Source organism: Pseudomonas sp. 1121_17, assembly GCF_052850745.1.
Map to the genome: position 1 here is coordinate 149,017 of NZ_VXCX01000004.1, position 16,940 is coordinate 165,956.

At 64.5% G+C, this 16,940-nt stretch carries 15 protein-coding genes and 1 other RNA gene; 5 read left to right on the plus strand and 11 right to left on the minus strand.

What is annotated here, in order from left to right; all coding sequences use genetic code 11:
- The first annotated feature begins 73 nt into the window (after positions 1–73).
- Together fnrA and FW789_RS10835 are read left to right on the plus strand one after the other, a co-directional pair.
- Positions 74–808, plus strand: coding sequence for a Crp/Fnr family transcriptional regulator FnrA (gene fnrA / locus FW789_RS10830; RefSeq protein WP_101318051.1), 735 nt, complete (start codon positions 74–76; stop codon positions 806–808).
- A gap of 48 nt (positions 809–856) precedes the next feature.
- Entirely contained in the window at positions 857–1,405 is a 549-nt protein-coding gene (locus tag FW789_RS10835; protein WP_101318049.1) for an adenine phosphoribosyltransferase, read from the plus strand.
- A 68-nt stretch (positions 1,406–1,473) separates the two neighbouring features.
- Here FW789_RS10835 and FW789_RS10840 read toward each other — a convergent pair whose 3' ends face one another.
- The 5 genes from FW789_RS10840 to FW789_RS10860 are packed head-to-tail and all read right to left on the minus strand — an operon-like array spanning position 1,474 to position 6,802.
- A complete protein-coding gene (locus FW789_RS10840; RefSeq protein ID WP_225913003.1) occupies positions 1,474–2,538 on the minus strand; it encodes a 2,3-butanediol dehydrogenase in 1,065 nt (354 codons plus the stop codon).
- Positions 2,539–2,587: 49 nt separating this feature from the next.
- Positions 2,588–3,694, minus strand: coding sequence for an acetoin dehydrogenase dihydrolipoyllysine-residue acetyltransferase subunit (locus tag FW789_RS10845; protein ID WP_103436724.1), 1,107 nt, complete (start codon positions 3,692–3,694; stop codon positions 2,588–2,590).
- Positions 3,691–4,713 carry an alpha-ketoacid dehydrogenase subunit beta gene (locus tag FW789_RS10850; RefSeq protein ID WP_103436723.1) on the minus strand — a complete coding sequence of 341 codons (1,023 nt, stop codon included), beginning with the start codon at positions 4,711–4,713 and terminating at the stop codon, positions 3,691–3,693. The genes FW789_RS10845 and FW789_RS10850 overlap by 4 nt, the downstream gene beginning before the upstream one ends.
- A 33-nt stretch (positions 4,714–4,746) precedes the next feature.
- Positions 4,747–5,724 (minus strand): thiamine pyrophosphate-dependent dehydrogenase E1 component subunit alpha, encoded by a 978-nt coding sequence (locus tag FW789_RS10855; protein ID WP_101318041.1) that lies wholly within the window; start codon positions 5,722–5,724, stop codon positions 4,747–4,749.
- Between the two features lie 22 nt (positions 5,725–5,746).
- Positions 5,747–6,802: an ATP-NAD kinase family protein gene (locus tag FW789_RS10860; protein WP_411561957.1), complete on the minus strand. Its 1,056-nt coding sequence runs from the start codon at positions 6,800–6,802 to the stop codon at positions 5,747–5,749.
- Between the two features lie 279 nt (positions 6,803–7,081).
- Between FW789_RS10860 and FW789_RS10865 the strand changes: the two genes are divergently transcribed.
- Complete coding sequence (locus FW789_RS10865; RefSeq protein ID WP_340612558.1) at positions 7,082–8,935, plus strand: sigma-54-dependent Fis family transcriptional regulator; 1,854 nt, start codon at positions 7,082–7,084, stop codon at positions 8,933–8,935.
- Positions 8,936–8,952: 17 nt separating this feature from the next.
- Here the strand turns inward: FW789_RS10865 and recR are convergent, their stop codons facing one another.
- From recR to dnaX, 3 genes are all read right to left on the minus strand, one after another.
- Complete coding sequence (recR, locus tag FW789_RS10870; protein ID WP_103436720.1) at positions 8,953–9,555, minus strand: recombination mediator RecR; 603 nt, start codon at positions 9,553–9,555, stop codon at positions 8,953–8,955.
- Positions 9,556–9,775: 220 nt separating this feature from the next.
- Positions 9,776–10,102: a YbaB/EbfC family nucleoid-associated protein gene (locus FW789_RS10875; protein WP_101318032.1), complete on the minus strand. Its 327-nt coding sequence runs from the start codon at positions 10,100–10,102 to the stop codon at positions 9,776–9,778.
- A 65-nt stretch (positions 10,103–10,167) separates the two neighbouring features.
- On the minus strand, positions 10,168–12,198 hold the full coding sequence (dnaX, locus tag FW789_RS10880; protein WP_446431436.1) for a DNA polymerase III subunit gamma/tau: 2,031 nt from the start codon (positions 12,196–12,198) through the stop codon (positions 10,168–10,170).
- 128 nt (positions 12,199–12,326) lie between these two features.
- On the opposite strand from dnaX, the gene FW789_RS10885 reads away from it, so the two are divergent.
- On the plus strand, positions 12,327–13,097 hold the full coding sequence (locus FW789_RS10885) for a substrate-binding periplasmic protein (RefSeq protein WP_411561959.1): 771 nt from the start codon (positions 12,327–12,329) through the stop codon (positions 13,095–13,097).
- Here the strand turns inward: FW789_RS10885 and FW789_RS10890 are convergent.
- On the minus strand, positions 13,086–13,574 hold the full coding sequence (locus FW789_RS10890; RefSeq protein ID WP_207072685.1) for a DUF2938 family protein: 489 nt from the start codon (positions 13,572–13,574) through the stop codon (positions 13,086–13,088). The genes FW789_RS10885 and FW789_RS10890 overlap by 12 nt on opposite strands.
- Before the next feature lie 83 nt (positions 13,575–13,657).
- Between FW789_RS10890 and FW789_RS10895 the strand changes: the two genes are divergently transcribed.
- The gene (locus FW789_RS10895; protein ID WP_446431437.1) at positions 13,658–14,062 is read left to right on the plus strand and encodes a helix-turn-helix domain-containing protein; all 405 of its coding nucleotides are present in this window, start codon (positions 13,658–13,660) and stop codon (positions 14,060–14,062) included.
- 78 nt (positions 14,063–14,140) lie between these two features.
- On the opposite strand, the gene ffs is transcribed toward FW789_RS10895, so the two are convergent.
- Positions 14,141–14,237: signal recognition particle sRNA small type (gene ffs, locus FW789_RS10900), an RNA gene on the minus strand.
- A 121-nt stretch (positions 14,238–14,358) separates the two neighbouring features.
- Positions 14,359–16,689 (minus strand): NAD-dependent DNA ligase LigA, encoded by a 2,331-nt coding sequence (ligA, locus tag FW789_RS10905; protein ID WP_446431438.1) that lies wholly within the window; start codon positions 16,687–16,689, stop codon positions 14,359–14,361.
- Between the last annotated feature and the right edge of the window lie 251 nt (positions 16,690–16,940).

A 16,940-nucleotide genomic window follows, 5' to 3' on the forward strand; every position in this document is an offset into this window, starting at 1 on the left:
CAGGCTGGCCCTCAAGCCATGCCGTCGGTTATCCTTACGGCTTATGTGTGATTTCCCACAAGGATCGATTGAAATGTCCGAGCCAGTAAAACTGCGCACACACAACCAGGCCCACTGCAAGGATTGCAGCCTGGCCCCGTTGTGCCTGCCATTGTCCCTTAACCTTGAGGACATGGATGCGCTGGATGAAATCGTCAAACGCGGCCGCCCGCTGAAAAAGGGAGAATTCCTGTTCCGCCAGGGCGACGATTTTGGCTCGGTCTATGCGGTTCGCTCCGGTGCCCTGAAGACCTTCAGCCTGAGCGACAGCGGCGAGGAGCAGATCACCGGCTTCCACCTGCCCAGCGAGCTGGTCGGCCTGTCGGGCATGGACACCGAGGCCTACCCGGTATCGGCCCAGGCCCAGGAAACCACCTCGGTATGCGAGATCCCCTTCGAGCGCCTCGACGAACTGTCGGTGCAACTGCCGCAGTTGCGCCGTCAGCTGATGCGGGTGATGAGTCGGGAGATTCGCGACGACCAGCAAATGATGCTGCTGCTGTCGAAAAAAACCGCTGACGAGCGCATCGCCACCTTCCTGGTCAACCTGTCGGCGCGCTTCCGCGCACGCGGTTATTCGGCCAACCAGTTCCGTCTGAGCATGTCGCGCAACGAGATCGGCAACTACCTGGGCCTGGCTGTGGAAACCGTGTCGCGGGTGTTCACGCGCTTCCAGCAAAACGGCCTGATCACGGCCGAGGGCAAGGAAGTGCATATCCTCGACCCGATCCAGCTGTGCGCACTGGCCGGCGGCGCAATCGACGCCTGAGCCAGTTGACGGGGTATACTTGCGGCCAGATTTCTCAGGATACCCCTCATGTACAGCGACACTTTCGACCTCAAAGCCCTGATCCGCCCGGTAGTGGACTTTCCCAAGCCGGGTGTGATCTTCCGTGACATCACCCCGTTGTTCCAGTCGCCGCGCGGCCTGCGCTATGTGGCCGACCGGTTCATCGAGCGCTATGTCGAGGCCGAATTCAGCCATATCGGTGCCATGGATGCGCGCGGTTTTCTGATCGGGTCGATCATTGCCCACCAGTTGAACAAGCCGCTGATCCTGTTCCGCAAACAGGGCAAGCTACCGGCGCATGTGCTGTCCGAGGGCTATCAGACCGAGTACGGCGAGGCGTTTCTTGAAGTGCACGCCGACAGCCTGTGTGAAGGCGACTCGGTGCTGATCTTCGATGACCTGATTGCCACCGGCGGCACCTTGCTGGCAGCAGCCAACCTGGTCCGTCGCACCGGCGCGCAAGTATTCGAAGCGGCGGCGATCATCGACCTGCCGGAGCTGGAAGGCTCGCAACGGCTGCAGGACGCAGGCGTGCCGACCTTCTGCCTGACCGAGTTTTCCCTGAGCGAATACTAGGGGCCTGCCTGATCTGCGCTGGCCGCTGGCGGCCAGCGCATCTCCCCGTGTAGGTCAGCCTGTGTAAATCAACGCCCGCCTGGCGAGACGATGATCTTCACATTCTGCTCCTTGTTGTTGACCAACTCCTCAAAGCCCAGCTCGACGATCTGCTCCAGGCCGATGCGCCCGGTCACCAGTGGCTGAATGTTCAGGCGGCCATCGTTGATGAAGGCGATCACATCGGCAAACTCGCCGTTGTAGGCCAAGGCACCCAGCACCTGTTTCTCGGTCGAGACCAGATCGAAGAAGTTGAACAGGCTCGGCTCCTCGAAAATCCCCACCAGTACGCACTTGCCCGCTTTGCGAATCGCATCGATGGCCAGCTTGGCGGTGTTCTTGTTGCCGATGCATTCGAAGCTGACATCAGCACCCAGCCCGCCGGTGAGCGCGCGGATTTCAGCCAGCGCGTCGCACTGGCTCGGGTCGAGCACTGCACTGGCGCCGACCTCAAGGGCCTTGGCCTTGCGCGCCGAGGACATCTCCAGGGCGATCACCTGAGCCGCACCTGCGGCCTTGGCGCACATGATGGTGCACAGGCCGATGGTGCCAGCCCCGACTACCACCACGTTCTGCCCAAGCAGGCTGCCGGCCTTTTTCACCGCATGCATGCCCACCGCCAGCGGCTCGATCAGCGCGCCGGCTTCGCGCGGGAAGCCTTCGGGCAGGCGGTAGAGCAGATTGGCCGGGACGTTGACTCGCTCGGCGAACGCACCGTTGTTCATCAGCCCGGTAAAGGCCAGTTTTTCACAGATATTGTACAAGCCATGGGTGCAGTAATAGCAGGTGCCGCAGTGCTGGCAGGCATCGGCCGCAACCGAATCGCCAACGGCGTAGCCGCTGACGCCCTCGCCGAGCTTGGCGATCTCGCCGCAGAATTCGTGGCCTAGAATGCACTGGCCCTGAATTCCGGTCAGCGGGTGCGGTGCTTCGACCGGGATAAATACCGGCCCGGCCACGTACTCGTGCAGGTCCGAGCCGCAGATGCCGCACCAGTCGACCTTGATCTGCACCCAGCCCGGCGGTGGGTCTGCCGGCAGCGGTACCTGTTCGACGCGAATGTCATTGCGCCCATGCCAGACGGCGGCGCGCATATGGGAGTGGCTGAGGTCGTTCATTGTTGTTTTCTCCAGGCTCACGGGATCAGTGCTTGCGGACAAAGTCCTGCAGCAGCTGGTTGATCTGCTCGGCAGCTTCCATCTGCACCATATGGCCAACCCCTGGCAGCACCACCGCTTCGGCCTCTACGCCTTGGGCATGGCTGGCCGGGATGATCGCGTCTTCGCTGCCCCACAGCACCAGAGTCGGCTGTTGGGCGATCACGCCGCGCAGGTCATGGCGTTGCTGGTCGCCATCGGCAATCGCTGCGGCCAACAAACGCAGGGCAGCGTCGACGCCTTCGAGGCGCTTGAACTTGAGCATGTCCTCGAGCATCTGCCGGGTGACCATGCCTTGGTCGGCAAACAGTTGGCTCATGGCTGGTTTCAAGCCATTGCGATTGGCCGCTTCGACAAAACCGCGCAGGTAGTCGCCATTGATCTCCCGGCCCAGACCAACGCTGGCGATCAAGCTCAGGCTGGCCACCCGCTGCGGCGCCAGGCGGGCCAGGTTCAAGCACACCGCACCGCCCATGGAATGCCCGGCCAGGTGCGCGCGGGTGATATCGAGGTGGTCGAGCAAGGCCAACACGGCGCCGCTGAGTTCGTCCAAGTCACCATGCTCAAGGGTCTTTGCCGACTCGCCGTGACCGGGCAGGTCCAGCGCGATCACCCGCCGTTCGGCGGCCAGGGCCGGGTGGTTGAACAGCCAGTTGTTGAGGTCGCCGCCAAAGCCGTGCACCAGTACCAGTGGTGTACCGCCCTCGCCCAGTTCGAACCAGCGCAGCAGGCGCCCGCCGACCTCGGCTTTCTGCGGTGCCGGGCCTTGCGCCTGCTCACTGGCAGCGCTGGCGACAAACTCGGCCTGGAAGCGCTCGACCACAGCGTCGATCTCGGCCTCATCCGCCTCGCCATCGACCAGCACGGCGAGCAATGCGCCGACTGCCAGGGTTTCGTCCGGCTGGGCGACCTGGCGGCGCAATACGCCGCTGAACGGCGCCTCGACGCTGCTGCTGATCTTGTCGGTCTCGACATCCAGCACTTCGTCGCCCTTGTTGATCTGCTCGCCTTCCTGCTTGAGCCAGGCGTCGACTCGGCCTTCGGTCATCGACAGGCCCCACTTGGGCATGGTCAGGGTATGGATCTGGCTCATGCAGCACTCCTTGAGGCGTCCATGACTTTGCGCACGGCGGCTTCGATCTTCGCCGCATCGGGGATGTACAGGTCTTCGAGGGCATCGGAGAACGGCACCGGCGTATGCGGCGCGGTAACCATCTCGATCGGGCCCTTGAGCGCGGCAAAGGCCTTTTGCGCGACCAAGGCACTGATGTCGGTGGCCAGCGAGCAACGCGGGTTGGCTTCGTCGATCACCACCAGCCGGCCGGTTTTCTCCACGCTCTCAAGGATGCTGTCCTCGTCCAGCGGGCTGGTGGTACGCAGGTCGAGCACCTCGCAATCGATGCCCTGGCGGGCCAGGTTGTTGGCAGCTTCCATGGCCAGATGGACCATGCGCCCGTAGGTCACCAGGGTGATGTCGTCGCCGTCGCGCAGGTAATTGGCCTCGCCGAAAGGCACGGTGTAGAGCTCTTCGGGTACTTCGCCCTGCATGCTGTAGAGCAGCTTGTGCTCGCAGAAGATCACCGGATCGTTGTCACGGATGGCCTGGATCAGCAGGCCCTTGGCGTCATACGGAGACGACGGGCAGACCACCTTCAGGCCCGGGATATGCGTCCACAGCGAGGTGAGCATCTGCGAATGCTGGGCCGCTGCGCGCAAACCGGCGCCGACCATGGTGCGCATCACCAGCGGTGTCACCGCCTTGCCGCCGAACATATAGCGAAACTTCGCCGCCTGGTTGAGGATCTGGTCCAGGCAGCAGCCGGCGAAGTCGACGAACATCAGTTCGCAGACTGGCCGCAGGCCTTGGGTGGCAGCGCCGACAGCAGCACCGACGTAACCGATTTCGGACAGCGGCGCATCCAGCACCCGCCCCGGAAACTGATGATAAAGGCCCTTGGTCACGCCGAGCACGCCACCCCAGGCGTCCTGCTCGCCGGGCGCACCGGCGCCGCCGGCGACGTCTTCGCCAATGATGAACACAGTGCTGTCGCGGCGCATTTCCTGGGCCAGGGCCTCGTTGATGGCCTGCTGGTAACTGATCTTTCTTGCCATGGTGATTGTCCTGTCGTTGTTATTGTCGGGGGCTCACGGGTAGCTGACGTAAACGTCGCTGAGCAGATCGGCGGGCTGTGGTTTGGGGTCGGCCTTGGCGCGGCGTACGGCGTCCTCGATCAGGTCATCGACGCGGCCATCGATGGCGTCCAGTTGCGCAGCGCTGAGCAGGCCGGCACGGGTGGTCTTGTTGCGAAACTGCAGTAGGCAGTCGCGGGTTTCGCGCAGGTTCTTGACCTCGTCGGGCGCGCGGTAGGTTTGTGCGTCGCCCTCGAAGTGGCCGTAGTAGCGGGTCAGCTTGACCTCGATCAGCGACGGCCCCTGGCCACTGCGCGCACGCTCGACGGCGGCGCCTGCGGCTTCGTGCACGGCAAAGAAGTCGTAGCCGTCGATCGTCACCCCGGGCATGCCGAAGCCGGCGGCGCGGTCGGCAATATGGTCGCAGGCAACCGACCATTTCGACGCGGTGGCTTCGGCGTAGCCGTTGTTCTCGGCGACGAAGATGCACGCCAGGTTCATCACCGAGGCCATGTTCATGGCTTCGAACACCGCGCCTTCGTTGGAGGCGCCGTCGCCGAAGAACACCACCGAGACGTCATCGCGGCCCTTGAGCTTGGCTGCCAGCGCCGAGCCGGCCACCAGCGGCGCGCCGGCACCGACGATGCCGTTGGCGCCGAGCATGCCCTTGGACAGGTCGGCGATGTGCATGGAGCCGCCCTTGCCGCCGCAGACGCCGGTCTTCTTGCCGTAGATCTCGGCCATCATCCCGTACACATCGACGCCCTTGGCGATGCAGTGGCCATGGCCGCGGTGGTTGGAGGCGATGCAATCGGAATCACGCAGGTGCGCCATGACCCCGGCCGCCGAGGCTTCTTCGCCGGCGTACAGGTGGACGAAACCGGGGATCTCGCCGGTGGCAAACTCGACATGCAGGCGCTCTTCGAAGGCGCGAATGGTGCGCATGACTTCATAGGCATGCAGCAACTGCTCGGAGCTGAGTTGGGTGGACATCTTGTTGTTCTCCAGGGTTGTCTCAACGCAGGGTTGCAGGGGTGTGCCGCTGGTCGCGGGGGACGACCAGCAGATGGTGGCGGGCGGCATGCGCCAGCACCGCCTCGACATCGACCGAAAGTGGGCCGTGCAGGTCGAGGGTGATGGTTGGGGTGTCTTGCTCGGCAAACTCGATTTCACGCTCGCCATCCAGCGCCAGGGTGCCGCTGCGCAGGCTCAGTGGATACGCCACGCCCGGCTGCAGCGGGCCACTGGCGGTCACCCCGCAGCCTTGCAACAAGCCGGGCGCGAGCGGCGCCAGCAAGACCTGTGTGGCGCTGGCATCGAGGCGCACCCAGGCGCCCTGCTCGGCCTGACGTGAAACCGGGCACCACAGCCCGCAGATGGCCGACAGGCCGATGGCGTGTGGCTCGGCAAAGCAGGCGAACACTTCTGCCAGGTCTTCGCTGCGGCTCAAGGCGCGGGCGCCGACAAAGCGTTGAGGTGAAACCGCGACCTCGACCAACGCCCATTCGCACAGCTGCTGTTGCGGCACCCGCACCAGCAGCCGCTTGTTGCGGCGCAGGCCGATGGCTGCGGGGATCCGGCCGCTGGCCAGCAGGCCACCGGCGAGACCCGCGCTGGTCGCTTCGCGCAGTTCAGGGAAGGCGTTGTTGGTGCCGGTCGACAAGGTCAGCAACGGCGTATCGCCGGCTTCGGCGGCGACCGCCTTGTGCGTGCCGTCGCCGCCCAGCACAGCGATCATCGCCACGCCCTGCTCGACCATCTGGCGAGCCGCGAGGCGGGTGTCGGCGACGGTTTGCGTCAAGGACAGATCGAGCATCTGCAACGCCGGCCAGCGCTGCTCACGGGCCATCGGGCCAGTGCTGGCCTTGAGCACCGCGGCGGCGATGCCGGTCATATCGGTTGGCAGCAGCACTTTGGCAATGCCGGTGGCGCCAAATGCGGCGAGCAGGCGCTGGATCGCCGAGGCTTTGTCGGTGCTGGAATACAAACCGGCATTGGCCGTCAGGCGGCGCAGGTCGCGACCGGAGGCAGGGTTGGCAATGATCCCGATGATCGGGCCGGGCTGGCGCATGGCGCACCTCGTTTTATTGTTTGAGGAGAGCCAGAGCAAGGCCGGTGCCAGCTTTTGATCTGAACGCTGCAAGCCCTGTGGCAGAGCGGTTTCAGCTAGTGCCCAGTGCACGTTGGCGGCTTGCCGGCGAGACGCCGGGTGCCGCGCCAGCAGCGCTGACCGCGAGACGCTGAGACGCCGCGTCTCAGCCGCGCCGCCAATCAAGCAGCGCTTGTCGCAGTGGTCGCGCGCGTGCTTAATGGCTCGATAAAGACAAGAACGAGATACCCGGAGGCCCGAATGCTCGCCGCGAACTCCAGAGCCCATGTCGACTGCGTCAGCCGCGTGCTGAAAAACGCCGAACGCCAGCCACAGGTGCCGGTACCCGCACTGATCCTCGACTCGTGGCGGCGCTCGATGGAGCTGCATCACCTCGACCCTGGCTCGCAGCAGGGTCCACGCATCCTTTCGCAAAACCTGCTAAACGAATGCCGCGAGCGCGCCGAGCTGTTTCTGCGCATCGCCAGCGACGCCGTGGCACGCCTGCACGCCCAGGTGCGCGGCGCCGACTACTGCGTGCTGCTGACCGACGGCCAGGGCCGCACCATCGACTACCGGGTCGACAGCAGCATCCGCACTGACTGCCGCAAGGCCGGCCTGTATCTGGGCACCTGCTGGTCGGAAGTGGAAGAAGGCACCTGCGGCGTGGCGGCGGTGTTGACCAGCAAGGCACCGGTGACCGTGCACAAGCGCGATCACTATCGCGCCGCATTCATCGGCCTGACCTGTACCGCAGCGCCGGTGTTCGACCCGCTGGGTGAACTGCTGGGGGTGGTCGACGTGTCCGCGCTGAAGTCGCCGGATGATCGGCGCAGCCAACATCTGATTCGCCAGCTGGTCGAGCAGACCGCTCGCGAGATCGAAAACGCCTTCTTCATGCACAGCAGCCAGGGCCACTGGGTGATGCGCGCCCACGGCACCCCCGGTTATGTCGAAAGCCAGCCCGATTACCTGCTCGCCTGGGATGCCGAAGGCCGCCTGCAAGCGCTCAACAGCCTCGCCCGCGAGCATCTGCTGGCGCGCAATGGGCGCCTGCCGCAGCACATCGGCGAACTGTTCGACCTTGAGCAACTGCGCCGCGCCAGCGAGGCCAGCGCCCAGCGCCTGCCGGGCTTTGCCTTGTACGGGCGAGTCAGCGCGCCACAACGGCGCAGCACGCCATCAGTGCCCACGCCGCAAGCGCAAGACGCGCGGATCAGCCAGCACCTGCGCCTGGCCACGCGGGTCAAGGACTGCAATCTGGCGGTGCTGGTGCAAGGTGAAACCGGGGTCGGCAAGGAAGTCTTCGCGCGCCAGCTGCACCAGCTCAGCCAGCGCGCAGCAGGGCCGTTTGTCACGCTCAATTGCGCGGCGATCCCGGAGTCGCTGATCGAGAGCGAGTTGTTTGGCTACGTCGCCGGGGCGTTTACCGGCGCATCGAGCAAAGGTATGCAGGGCCTGCTCCAGCAGGCCGATGGTGGCACGCTGTTTCTCGACGAGATCGGCGACATGCCGCTAAGCCTGCAAACCCGGCTGCTGCGGGTGCTGGCCGAGGGCGAGGTGGCGCCGCTGGGTGCCGCCCGGCGCGAGCGCGTCGATATTCAGGTGATTTGCGCCACTCACCGTGACCTGGCAATGATGGTCAGCGACGGGCGCTTTCGCGAGGACCTGTACTTCCGCCTGGCGAACGCCCGCTTCGAACTGCCGCCGCTACGCGAGCGCGACGACCGCCTGAGCCTGATCCACCGCCTGCTGGCCGAGGAGGCGCAGGCCTGCGGGGTTGAGGTGCTGCTCACCGATGCGGCGCTGGAAGCGCTGTTGAGCTACCGCTGGCCGGGCAACCTCAGGCAGCTGCGCCAGGTGCTGCGCTATGCCTGCGCGGTGTGTGATGGGGGCCAGTTGCGCCTGGATGATCTACCGCAAGAGCTGCGCGGCGCCGCTCAGGACGCGCCGGCGCTGACCAGCGTCTCCAGCCCGGCCCGGCAGATGATTCTCGATGCGCTGATTCGTCATCGCTGGAAACCGGCGGATGCGGCTCAGGCGCTGGGCATTTCTCGGGCAACCTTGTACCGGCGCGTGCACGAGCACCGGATTGAAATGCCGCGGATGAAGTAACCGCTGGGAGCAGTCAGTTACAGCGCAATCGGCCGGCGCCCGGCAAAGGCATGGGCCAGGGTGCCGCCATCGACCAGCTCCAGCTCGCCACCGAGCGGCACGCCATGGGCGATACGCGAGGCAACCAGGCCCTTCTCGTGCAGCAACTGGGCGATGTAGTGCGCGGTCGCTTCACCTTCCACGGTCGGGTTGGTGGCGAGGATCACTTCGGTGAAGCTGTCCTGTTCGGCGATGCGCGCCATCAGCTGCGGGATGCCGATAGCCTCAGGCCCGAGGCCATCGAGCGGCGACAGGTGCCCCTTGAGTACGAAGTAGCGACCGCGGAAACCGGTCTGCTCCACGGCATACACATCCATCGGCCCCTCGACCACACACAGCTGGGTGTCGTCGCGGCGCACATCGGCGCACTGCGGGCACAGCTCCTGTTCGGTCAAGGTTCGGCACTGGCGGCAGTGGCCGACCCCTTCCATCGCCTGGGTCAGGCTCTGCGCCAGGCGCAGGCCGCCGCTGCGGTCACGTTCGAGCAACTGCAGGGCCATGCGCTGGGCGGTTTTCTGGCCGACACCGGGCAGGATGCGCAGCGAGTCGATCAGTTGGCGGATCAGTGGGCTGAAGCTCATCGGAGAGGCCTGACAATACAAATTAAGAGGCGGTTTATACCGGCCACGGCAGGCAGCGTCAAATCAGCTACAGCCGATACCGACAAGGCCTACCTGTGTTGTGGTTGACCCCCGACCGCGCCTGCGGGTTCGGTCGGCTGCGGTTACTGGCCAGGGTTTAACCAGCGCAAAAAAAAACGCCCGATCAACGGGCGTTTTGTCCTACAGGAAAGCCAATGCCTTAGAACGGCATCTTGAAGCCCGGCGGCAGTTGCATGCCAGCGGTCATGCCGCCCATCTTGTCCTGGCTGTTCTGCTCGACCTTGCGCACGGCGTCGTTGACGGCGGCAGCGATCAGGTCTTCGAGGACTTCCTTGTCTTCCTGCATCAGGCTGTCGTCGAGGCTGATGCGCTTGACGTCATGACGGCCGGTCATGACCACACTGACCAGGCCGGCGCCGGACTGACCAGTGACTTCGGCGCTGGCCAGCTCTTCCTGCATCTTGGCCATTTTTTCCTGCATTTGCTGAGCCTGCTTCATCAGGCCTGCCATGCCACCTTTCATCATGGGGGTATACCTCGATTGGTTCATATGATGCGGCCTGGCGCAGTGCCGGCCGCATGGATATCGGTTTATTGCCCCTGGTTGACCAGAGGCTCTACGGGCTCAATAGTATCCTGCCGCACGGTCGCGCCAAACTGGCGGATCATCTGCTGGATGAGCGGATCCTGCTCGATCGACACTTCGGCATCGTGCTGACGCTCGGAACGCTTGCGCGCTGCGGCCTGGGCCGGGGTTTCCTGCTCCGGGCGGATCAGCTCGATGCTCAGTTGCAGGGTGCGCCCGAGGTGCTGGTTGAGCGCGTCGTTCAAGCGCCGCTGCTGGGTCGAGTTGAACAGCGCGCCCTGCGCCGGGTCAAGGTGCAGCAGCCAGTTGTCGCCGTCGACGGCAATCAACGTACAGTTTGCGGCGATGTTGCCTGTCATCCCCGATACAGGCAACTGTGGGCATAATTCCAACCATTGCAGGGCCAGCCCGGTCGCCGGCTTGGAGGCTGGCAGCGGCTCGGGCGGCGGCGCCTGCTGGTCTTCCTGGACGTGCTCGGCGAGTTCGTCCAGGTAGCTGAAACCAACCGGGTCGGCTTCGCCTGCGTAATAGTCCTCGTCCAGCGGCGGCTCGTCGTCGCGGTCCATACCGACGCCATCGTAGGCAGCCGGGTCGAACGGCGGCGCATCGTCATGTGACGGCGCGTGCTGTGCTTCGGGTTGCGGCTCGGGCTTGGCTGGCAACGGCTCAGGCGCAGGTGGCTTCGGCGGAGCGACAGGCGCTGCCTGCTCTTCCCATGGCAGGTCGATGGCTTGCTCTGCAACTGGCGCTGGCGCTGCAGGTTCTGGTTCTGGCTCCGCAACAGGCTCCGCGACTACTGGTTCGGCAACCGCTGGGGCCACCGGCGCAGCCGGGGCCGGGACCTCTGCAACCGCGCTGACGGGCGCTGCCGCTGCCACCGCTTTTGCTGAATCAGCTGTGGCCTGGCTGATCCCCACTGGCTTTAGCTGCGGTCTCGGCGCGTCATCGTTGTCCGCCGGGCGGAACGCCAACATGCGCAGCAGGACCATTTCGAAACCGCCGCGCGGGTCTGGTGCCAGCGGCAAGTCGCGCCGGCCAATCAACCCCATCTGATAGTAGAACTGCACGTCCTCGGCAGGCAGCGCCGACGCCAGCGCCAGGACTCGATCACGGTCGCCCTGACCATTGTCGACCGCCTCGGGCAGCGCCTGGGCGATGGCCACGCGGTGCAGCACGTTGAGCATCTCGGCGAGCACGCCGGACCAGTCCGGGCCTTGCTCGGCCAAATCGCGCACTGCCTCCAGCAGCGCTCGCGCATCGCCTTCGAGCAACGCCTGCAATACGCCATACACCTGGCCGTGGTCAAGGGTGCCGAGCATCGCCCGCACATCGGCGGCCAGTACCTTGCCTTCGCCAAAAGCGATGGCCTGATCGGTCAGGCTCATGGCGTCGCGCATCGAGCCATCGGCAGCGCGGCCGAGCAGCCACAGCGCGTCATCCTCGAACGGCACGTTCTCGGCAGTCAGCACGTGGTTAAGGTGCTCTACCACCCGCTCCGGGCTCATGTTCTTCAACGAGAACTGCAAGCAGCGCGAGAGGATGGTGGCCGGCAGCTTTTGCGGGTCGGTGGTGGCGAGGATGAACTTGACGTAGGGCGGCGGCTCTTCCAGCGTCTTCAGCAAGGCGTTGAACGAGTGCGTCGAGAGCATGTGCACTTCGTCGATCAGGTAGACCTTGAAGCGGCCACGGCTCGGTGCGTACTGCACGTTGTCGAGCAGCTCGCGGGTGTCTTCGACCTTGGTTCGGCTGGCGGCGTCGATCTCGATCAGGTCGACGAAGCGCCCCTCGTCGATCTCCCGGCACACCGAGCAGGTGCCACAGGGCGTCGAGGTGATGCCGGTTTCGCAGTTCAGGCACTTGGCGATGATCCGCGCGATGGTGGTCTTGCCGACCCCGCGGGTACCGGTAAACAGGTAGGCGTGATGCAGCCGCTGGTTGTCCAGCGCATTGATCAATGCCTTGAGCACATGGGTCTGGCCGACCATTTCGCGGAACGAGCGCGGACGCCACTTACGTGCAAGAACCTGATAACTCATCAAAAACCATCGCAAACTGAACCAGCGGAAGATCGCTAATGCTAGCGGAGCGGGGCCGAAATTGCACCCGGCCAATCTCGTCTACGCTAAGCCATGCACGGTTCGACGCAGATCAAGGAGGAATACACGTGCGCCGACTACTGGCCAGCCTGCTGTTATGCGCCACGTCCAGCTGGGCCGAGCAACCGGTGCTGCGCTTCGCCATTGCCGAGAGCTGGAGCATGCCGCTGATCCGCATCGAGCAGGGTCAGCCGGTCGAAGGCATTCTTTATGACTTGATGCAGTCTGCCGCGCGCGAAGCCGGCGTGCGGCCTGAGTACCACGTGTTGGCCCGCCTGCGCATGCAGCAAGCCATGGAGGACGGCGATATCGACGTGCGCTGCCACCTCGCAACCAACTGGTTGATCGAGCGCCCGGGCGAGTACATCTGGAGCGTGCCGCTGATGGTCCAGCGCGATCTGCTGGTGAGCCGCGCCGGCCTGCTCGACCCCGTGGATGCCTCGCGCCTGCCGGCTCAAGCCATTGGTACGGTCCTCGGCTATAGCTACCCAACCCTGCAACCCCTGTTCAGCCGAGGACAATTGCACCGCGAAGACAGCCGTAGCCAACAACTGGCCCTGCAGAAATTACAGGCCGGGCGCTACCAGTACGCAGTGAGCAATGAGTTATCGCTGCAGTGGTTCAACCGCCAACTGCCAGCCGAAGCGCAATTGCAGAGCCGCGCGCTGCTGGAAGAGCAAAACCTCGGTTGCGTGGTCCGCAGCGACCCGTCGCGCCCGACCCAGGCGCTGCTCAGGACGCTGGTGCGGATCAAGCAGTCTGGTGAGATGGAACGCATTGTCCAGCACTACGCCGCGCCCACTTCGCCAGCGCCGATGGTGAGCGGCTCACACCAGTGAAAGCAGCAACGCCGTGGCGTACAAGCCGCTGCCGAACACCAGGTGCGTGGCCACACTGCGCAGGCTGTTGCGCAGCGGCGCTGGCGTCTTGCTGGCAAACCAGCCCGCCCCCATTGCCGGCTGTAGAATGCACAGCGGCGCCACAACGGTACACAGCCCAAAGGTCAGCGCTGGCAGCAGCGTCGGCGCGTGCAGCCAATCGGCCCCTTGCAGTGCCAGCAACGCGGCGGCGAAGAACAGGCCAATCGTGTAATGCAACGCCCAGCCCAACACCCGCTCGTGCCTGATCGGCTCCGCCTTGGCGATAGCTGCATGGTGCACCCTGCCTCGCAGCAGGTGCCCCGCCCAGCGCCCAAGCATGGCGTAGTTCAGCGTTGCCACCCCCAGGCGGCGCAGCACCATCGCCCACACATCCATCACCAACGTGGCGCCGATGCCGACCACCAGCGTGGAAATCAATAAAACCGTAACGCCCATGAATACACCCTCGCAGATTGACGAAAACCCCCAATGCCGCGCAGCATAGAAGTTGAAGTCAACTTCAAGTCAAGGGAGCAATCATGGACATCGCCGATGTCGCCAAGCGCACCGGAGTACCCGCCTCGACCCTGCGCTACTACGCCAAGACCGGCTTGCTCGAGTCACTTAGCAGCCCCGGCCAACGTCGCCAGTTTTCCGCAGACGCAGCCGATCGCCTGGCCTTGATCGCGCTTGGGCAGGCAGCAGGGTTTTCATTGAGTGAAGTGCGGGCGATGCTGATGGATCTACAGGTCGATCGCGAGATGCTCAGGGCCAAGGCGAACGAAATCGATGCACAGGTCAAACGCTTGCAGGCCATGAGCAAAGGGCTGCGGCATGCGGCGGCTTGCCCGGAGGAAGATCATCTGGCGTGCTCGACGTTTCAGCGCTTGATGAAGGCTGCGGCGGCAGGGGTGCGTGTACGCGAGCGTGGCTTGAATAACTGAGGGTGTAGGATTTGGCAGCGAAAGGAGATGCTGAAGCAGGCGCGTCGAAAGATTTTCCGACCCCTGAAATGGAGGCAGCCCCACCAGCCACACCCCGGCACTCAATGTCCCCGCCTTGGCTGCTTCCTTCCGGATCTGACCAGGTCAACGGGTAATCAATGCGGAGGGACCGGTAGGGCCACCATAACGCGACTTGCCATGTGACAAGCCGCGCCATTGTACCGCTCTGGGACGAAGTTACAACCTCTGCATCAAGAAAAAATCATCATTTCTCAATGACTTGTCCCGCGAGGCGGTCAGATGTCGATGCCGTGGCCGGCCAAAAAGCCGACAAAGGCGTCTTCATCGAGCACCTTGACCCCAAGTTCGCTGGCTTTGGCCAGCTTCGAGCCGGCGCCGGGGCCGGCGACGACGCAGTGAGTCTTGCCAGAGACCGAACCGGCGACCTTGGCGCCGAGCTGTTCGAGCTTGTCCTTGGCGATGTCGCGGCTCATGCGCTCGAGGCTGCCGGTAAGCACCCAGGTCTGCCCGGCCAGGGGCAGGCCTTCGACCACGCGCTTCTCGCTGGCCCAGTGCATGCCGAACTTCAGCAGCTGCGCTTCGATAGCGCGTGCCAGCTGTTGGTTGGCCTCGACCTTGAAGAACTCGCGCACGGCTTCGGCTTGCTTGGCCGCCAGGGCCTGACGCAGGTCGATGCCGTCGGCCTGGATGATCTGCTCGAGGCTGCCGAGCTTGGCCACCAGCTTCTCGGCGCCAGTCGGGCCGACCGAAGCGATGTCGAGCTTGGCGATCAGCCCGGCGAGGGTAGTGCTGGCGGCGAATTCGGGGGCCAGCTCGCCCTCCTCTTGCAACTGCATGCCGCTGTCGAGCAACTGCTGGATGACGTCGCGGTTGTGCTGGTCTTCAAAGAAGTTATGGATCTCGTGGGCGACTTCCAGGCCGATATCGGGCAGGTAGGTGAGCACCTGCGGCAGCGCCTCCTGCACCCGCGCCAGGCTGCCCAGCGAGCGCGCCAGGACCTTGGCGGTCTCTTCGCCGACATCGGGGATGCCGAGGGCGTAGATGAAGCGCGCCAGGTTTGGTCGCTTGCTGTTGTTGATGGCCTCGAGCAGTTTGTTGCTGGAAACCTCGGCAAAGCCTTCGAGGTCGACGATCTGCTCGAAAGTCAGCTTGTACAGGTCAGCCGGCGAGCGGATCAGCCCCTCATCGACCAACTGCTCGACGCTTTTTTCGCCTAGACCATCGATGTCCATGGCGCGGCGCGAGACGTAGTGGATGATCGCCTGCTTCAGCTGCGCGGCGCAGGCCAGGCGGCCAACGCAGCGGTAGACCGCACCTTCGCTGGTGGTCTCTTTGCCTTTGCTGCGCTTGATCAACTGGGTACGCTCGACCTGCGAGCCGCACACCGGGCATTCACTCGGCACCGGCACCGGACGGGCGTTAGCTGGGCGGCGCTCGAGCACCACCTGCATGACTTGCGGGATGACGTCGCCAGCGCGACGGATGATTACCGTGTCGCCGATATGCACGCCGAGCCGGGCGACTTCGTCCATGTTGTGCAGGGTGGCATTGGATACGGTGACGCCGGCGACCTTGACCGGCTTCAGGCGCGCGACAGGCGTGACTGCGCCGGTACGACCGACCTGAAACTCGACGTCGAGCACGTCGGTCAGCTCTTCCATGGCCGGGAATTTATGGGCGATCGCCCAGCGCGGCTCGCGTGCGCGAAAGCCCAGCTCGCGCTGCGCGGCCAGGCTGTTGACCTTGAACACCACGCCATCGATCTCGTAGGCCAGCTCGTTGCGGCGAGCGCCGATGTCCTGGTAGTAGGCCAGACATTCTTCAATACCAGCGGCGTGCTTGAGCTCGCGGCTGATCGGCATGCCCCAGGTCTTGAGCTTCTCGAGGGTGTCGATGTGGCTGTCGGCGATGCTTTCGGAGGTTTGCCCAACGCCATAGCAGCAGAATTCCAGCGGGCGGCTGGCGGTGATCTTCGAGTCCAGCTGGCGCAGACTGCCGGCGGCGGCGTTGCGCGGGTTGGCGAAGGTCTTGCCGCCAATGGCAGCCTGGCTGGCGTTGAGGCGGTCGAAGCCGGCCTTGCTCATGAACACTTCACCGCGCACTTCGAGCACCGCCGGCCAGCCACTGCCCTGCAGCTTGAGTGGGATGTTGCGTACGGTGCGCACGTTGCTGCTGATGTCTTCGCCGGTGGTCCCGTCGCCACGGGTGGCACCTTGCACCAACTGGCCATCGCGGTACAGCAGGCTGACCGCAAGGCCGTCGAGCTTGGGCTCGCAGCTGTAGTCAACGGCGTCAGGCTGATCGAGGCCGTCGACCACGCGGCGATCGAATTCACGCAGGTCAGCTTCTTCGAAGGCGTTGCCCAGACTGAGCATGGGCACTTCATGGCGGATCTGGCTGAAAGCCGCCAGGGCACTGCCGCCGACGCGCTGGGTTGGCGAGTCAGGGGTAACCAGGTGCGGGTGTTCGGCTTCGAGGGCTTTGAGTTCGTTGAACAGGCGGTCGTATTCGGCGTCGGGGATGCTCGGCTCGTCGAGTACGTAATAGCGGTAGTTGTGCTGGTCGAGTTCGGCGCGCAGCTGATGGATGCGGGTTTCGGCGGTCATGAGGGTGTTCTCTTGCTGGGCACAAGAGCGGCTTCGGGTGAGTTTGGCGGATAGGGGGCCGCTATGCGGCCCTTTCGCGACACAAGGCCGCTCCTACAGGGACCGCACATGCCTGAAGAGCGGTGGGGACCGGCCTTGCGCGGTCCCTGTAGGAGCGGCCTTGTGTCGCGAAAGGGCTGCGCCGCAGCCCCAATCCAGGCACCGCCGCGCCCACCTGCCCCACTCAGCACCAGAGCTGCTCTAGCGCATAA

Coding starts and splice junctions, on each gene's coding strand:
- fnrA (WP_101318051.1), top strand. CDS start 74: ATGTCCGAGCCAGTAAAACTGCGCACACACAACCAGGCCCACTGCAAG.
- FW789_RS10835 (WP_101318049.1), top strand. CDS start 857: ATGTACAGCGACACTTTCGACCTCAAAGCCCTGATCCGCCCGGTAGTG.
- FW789_RS10840 (WP_225913003.1), bottom strand. CDS start 2,538: ATGCGCGCCGCCGTCTGGCATGGGCGCAATGACATTCGCGTCGAACAG.
- FW789_RS10845 (WP_103436724.1), bottom strand. CDS start 3,694: ATGAGCCAGATCCATACCCTGACCATGCCCAAGTGGGGCCTGTCGATG.
- FW789_RS10850 (WP_103436723.1), bottom strand. CDS start 4,713: ATGGCAAGAAAGATCAGTTACCAGCAGGCCATCAACGAGGCCCTGGCC.
- FW789_RS10855 (WP_101318041.1), bottom strand. CDS start 5,724: ATGTCCACCCAACTCAGCTCCGAGCAGTTGCTGCATGCCTATGAAGTC.
- FW789_RS10860 (WP_411561957.1), bottom strand. CDS start 6,802: ATGCGCCAGCCCGGCCCGATCATCGGGATCATTGCCAACCCTGCCTCC.
- FW789_RS10865 (WP_340612558.1), top strand. CDS start 7,082: ATGCTCGCCGCGAACTCCAGAGCCCATGTCGACTGCGTCAGCCGCGTG.
- recR (WP_103436720.1), bottom strand. CDS start 9,555: ATGAGCTTCAGCCCACTGATCCGCCAACTGATCGACTCGCTGCGCATC.
- FW789_RS10875 (WP_101318032.1), bottom strand. CDS start 10,102: ATGATGAAAGGTGGCATGGCAGGCCTGATGAAGCAGGCTCAGCAAATG.
- dnaX (WP_446431436.1), bottom strand. CDS start 12,198: ATGAGTTATCAGGTTCTTGCACGTAAGTGGCGTCCGCGCTCGTTCCGC.
- FW789_RS10890 (WP_207072685.1), bottom strand. CDS start 13,574: ATGGGCGTTACGGTTTTATTGATTTCCACGCTGGTGGTCGGCATCGGC.
- FW789_RS10895 (WP_446431437.1), top strand. CDS start 13,658: ATGGACATCGCCGATGTCGCCAAGCGCACCGGAGTACCCGCCTCGACC.
- ligA (WP_446431438.1), bottom strand. CDS start 16,689: ATGACCGCCGAAACCCGCATCCATCAGCTGCGCGCCGAACTCGACCAG.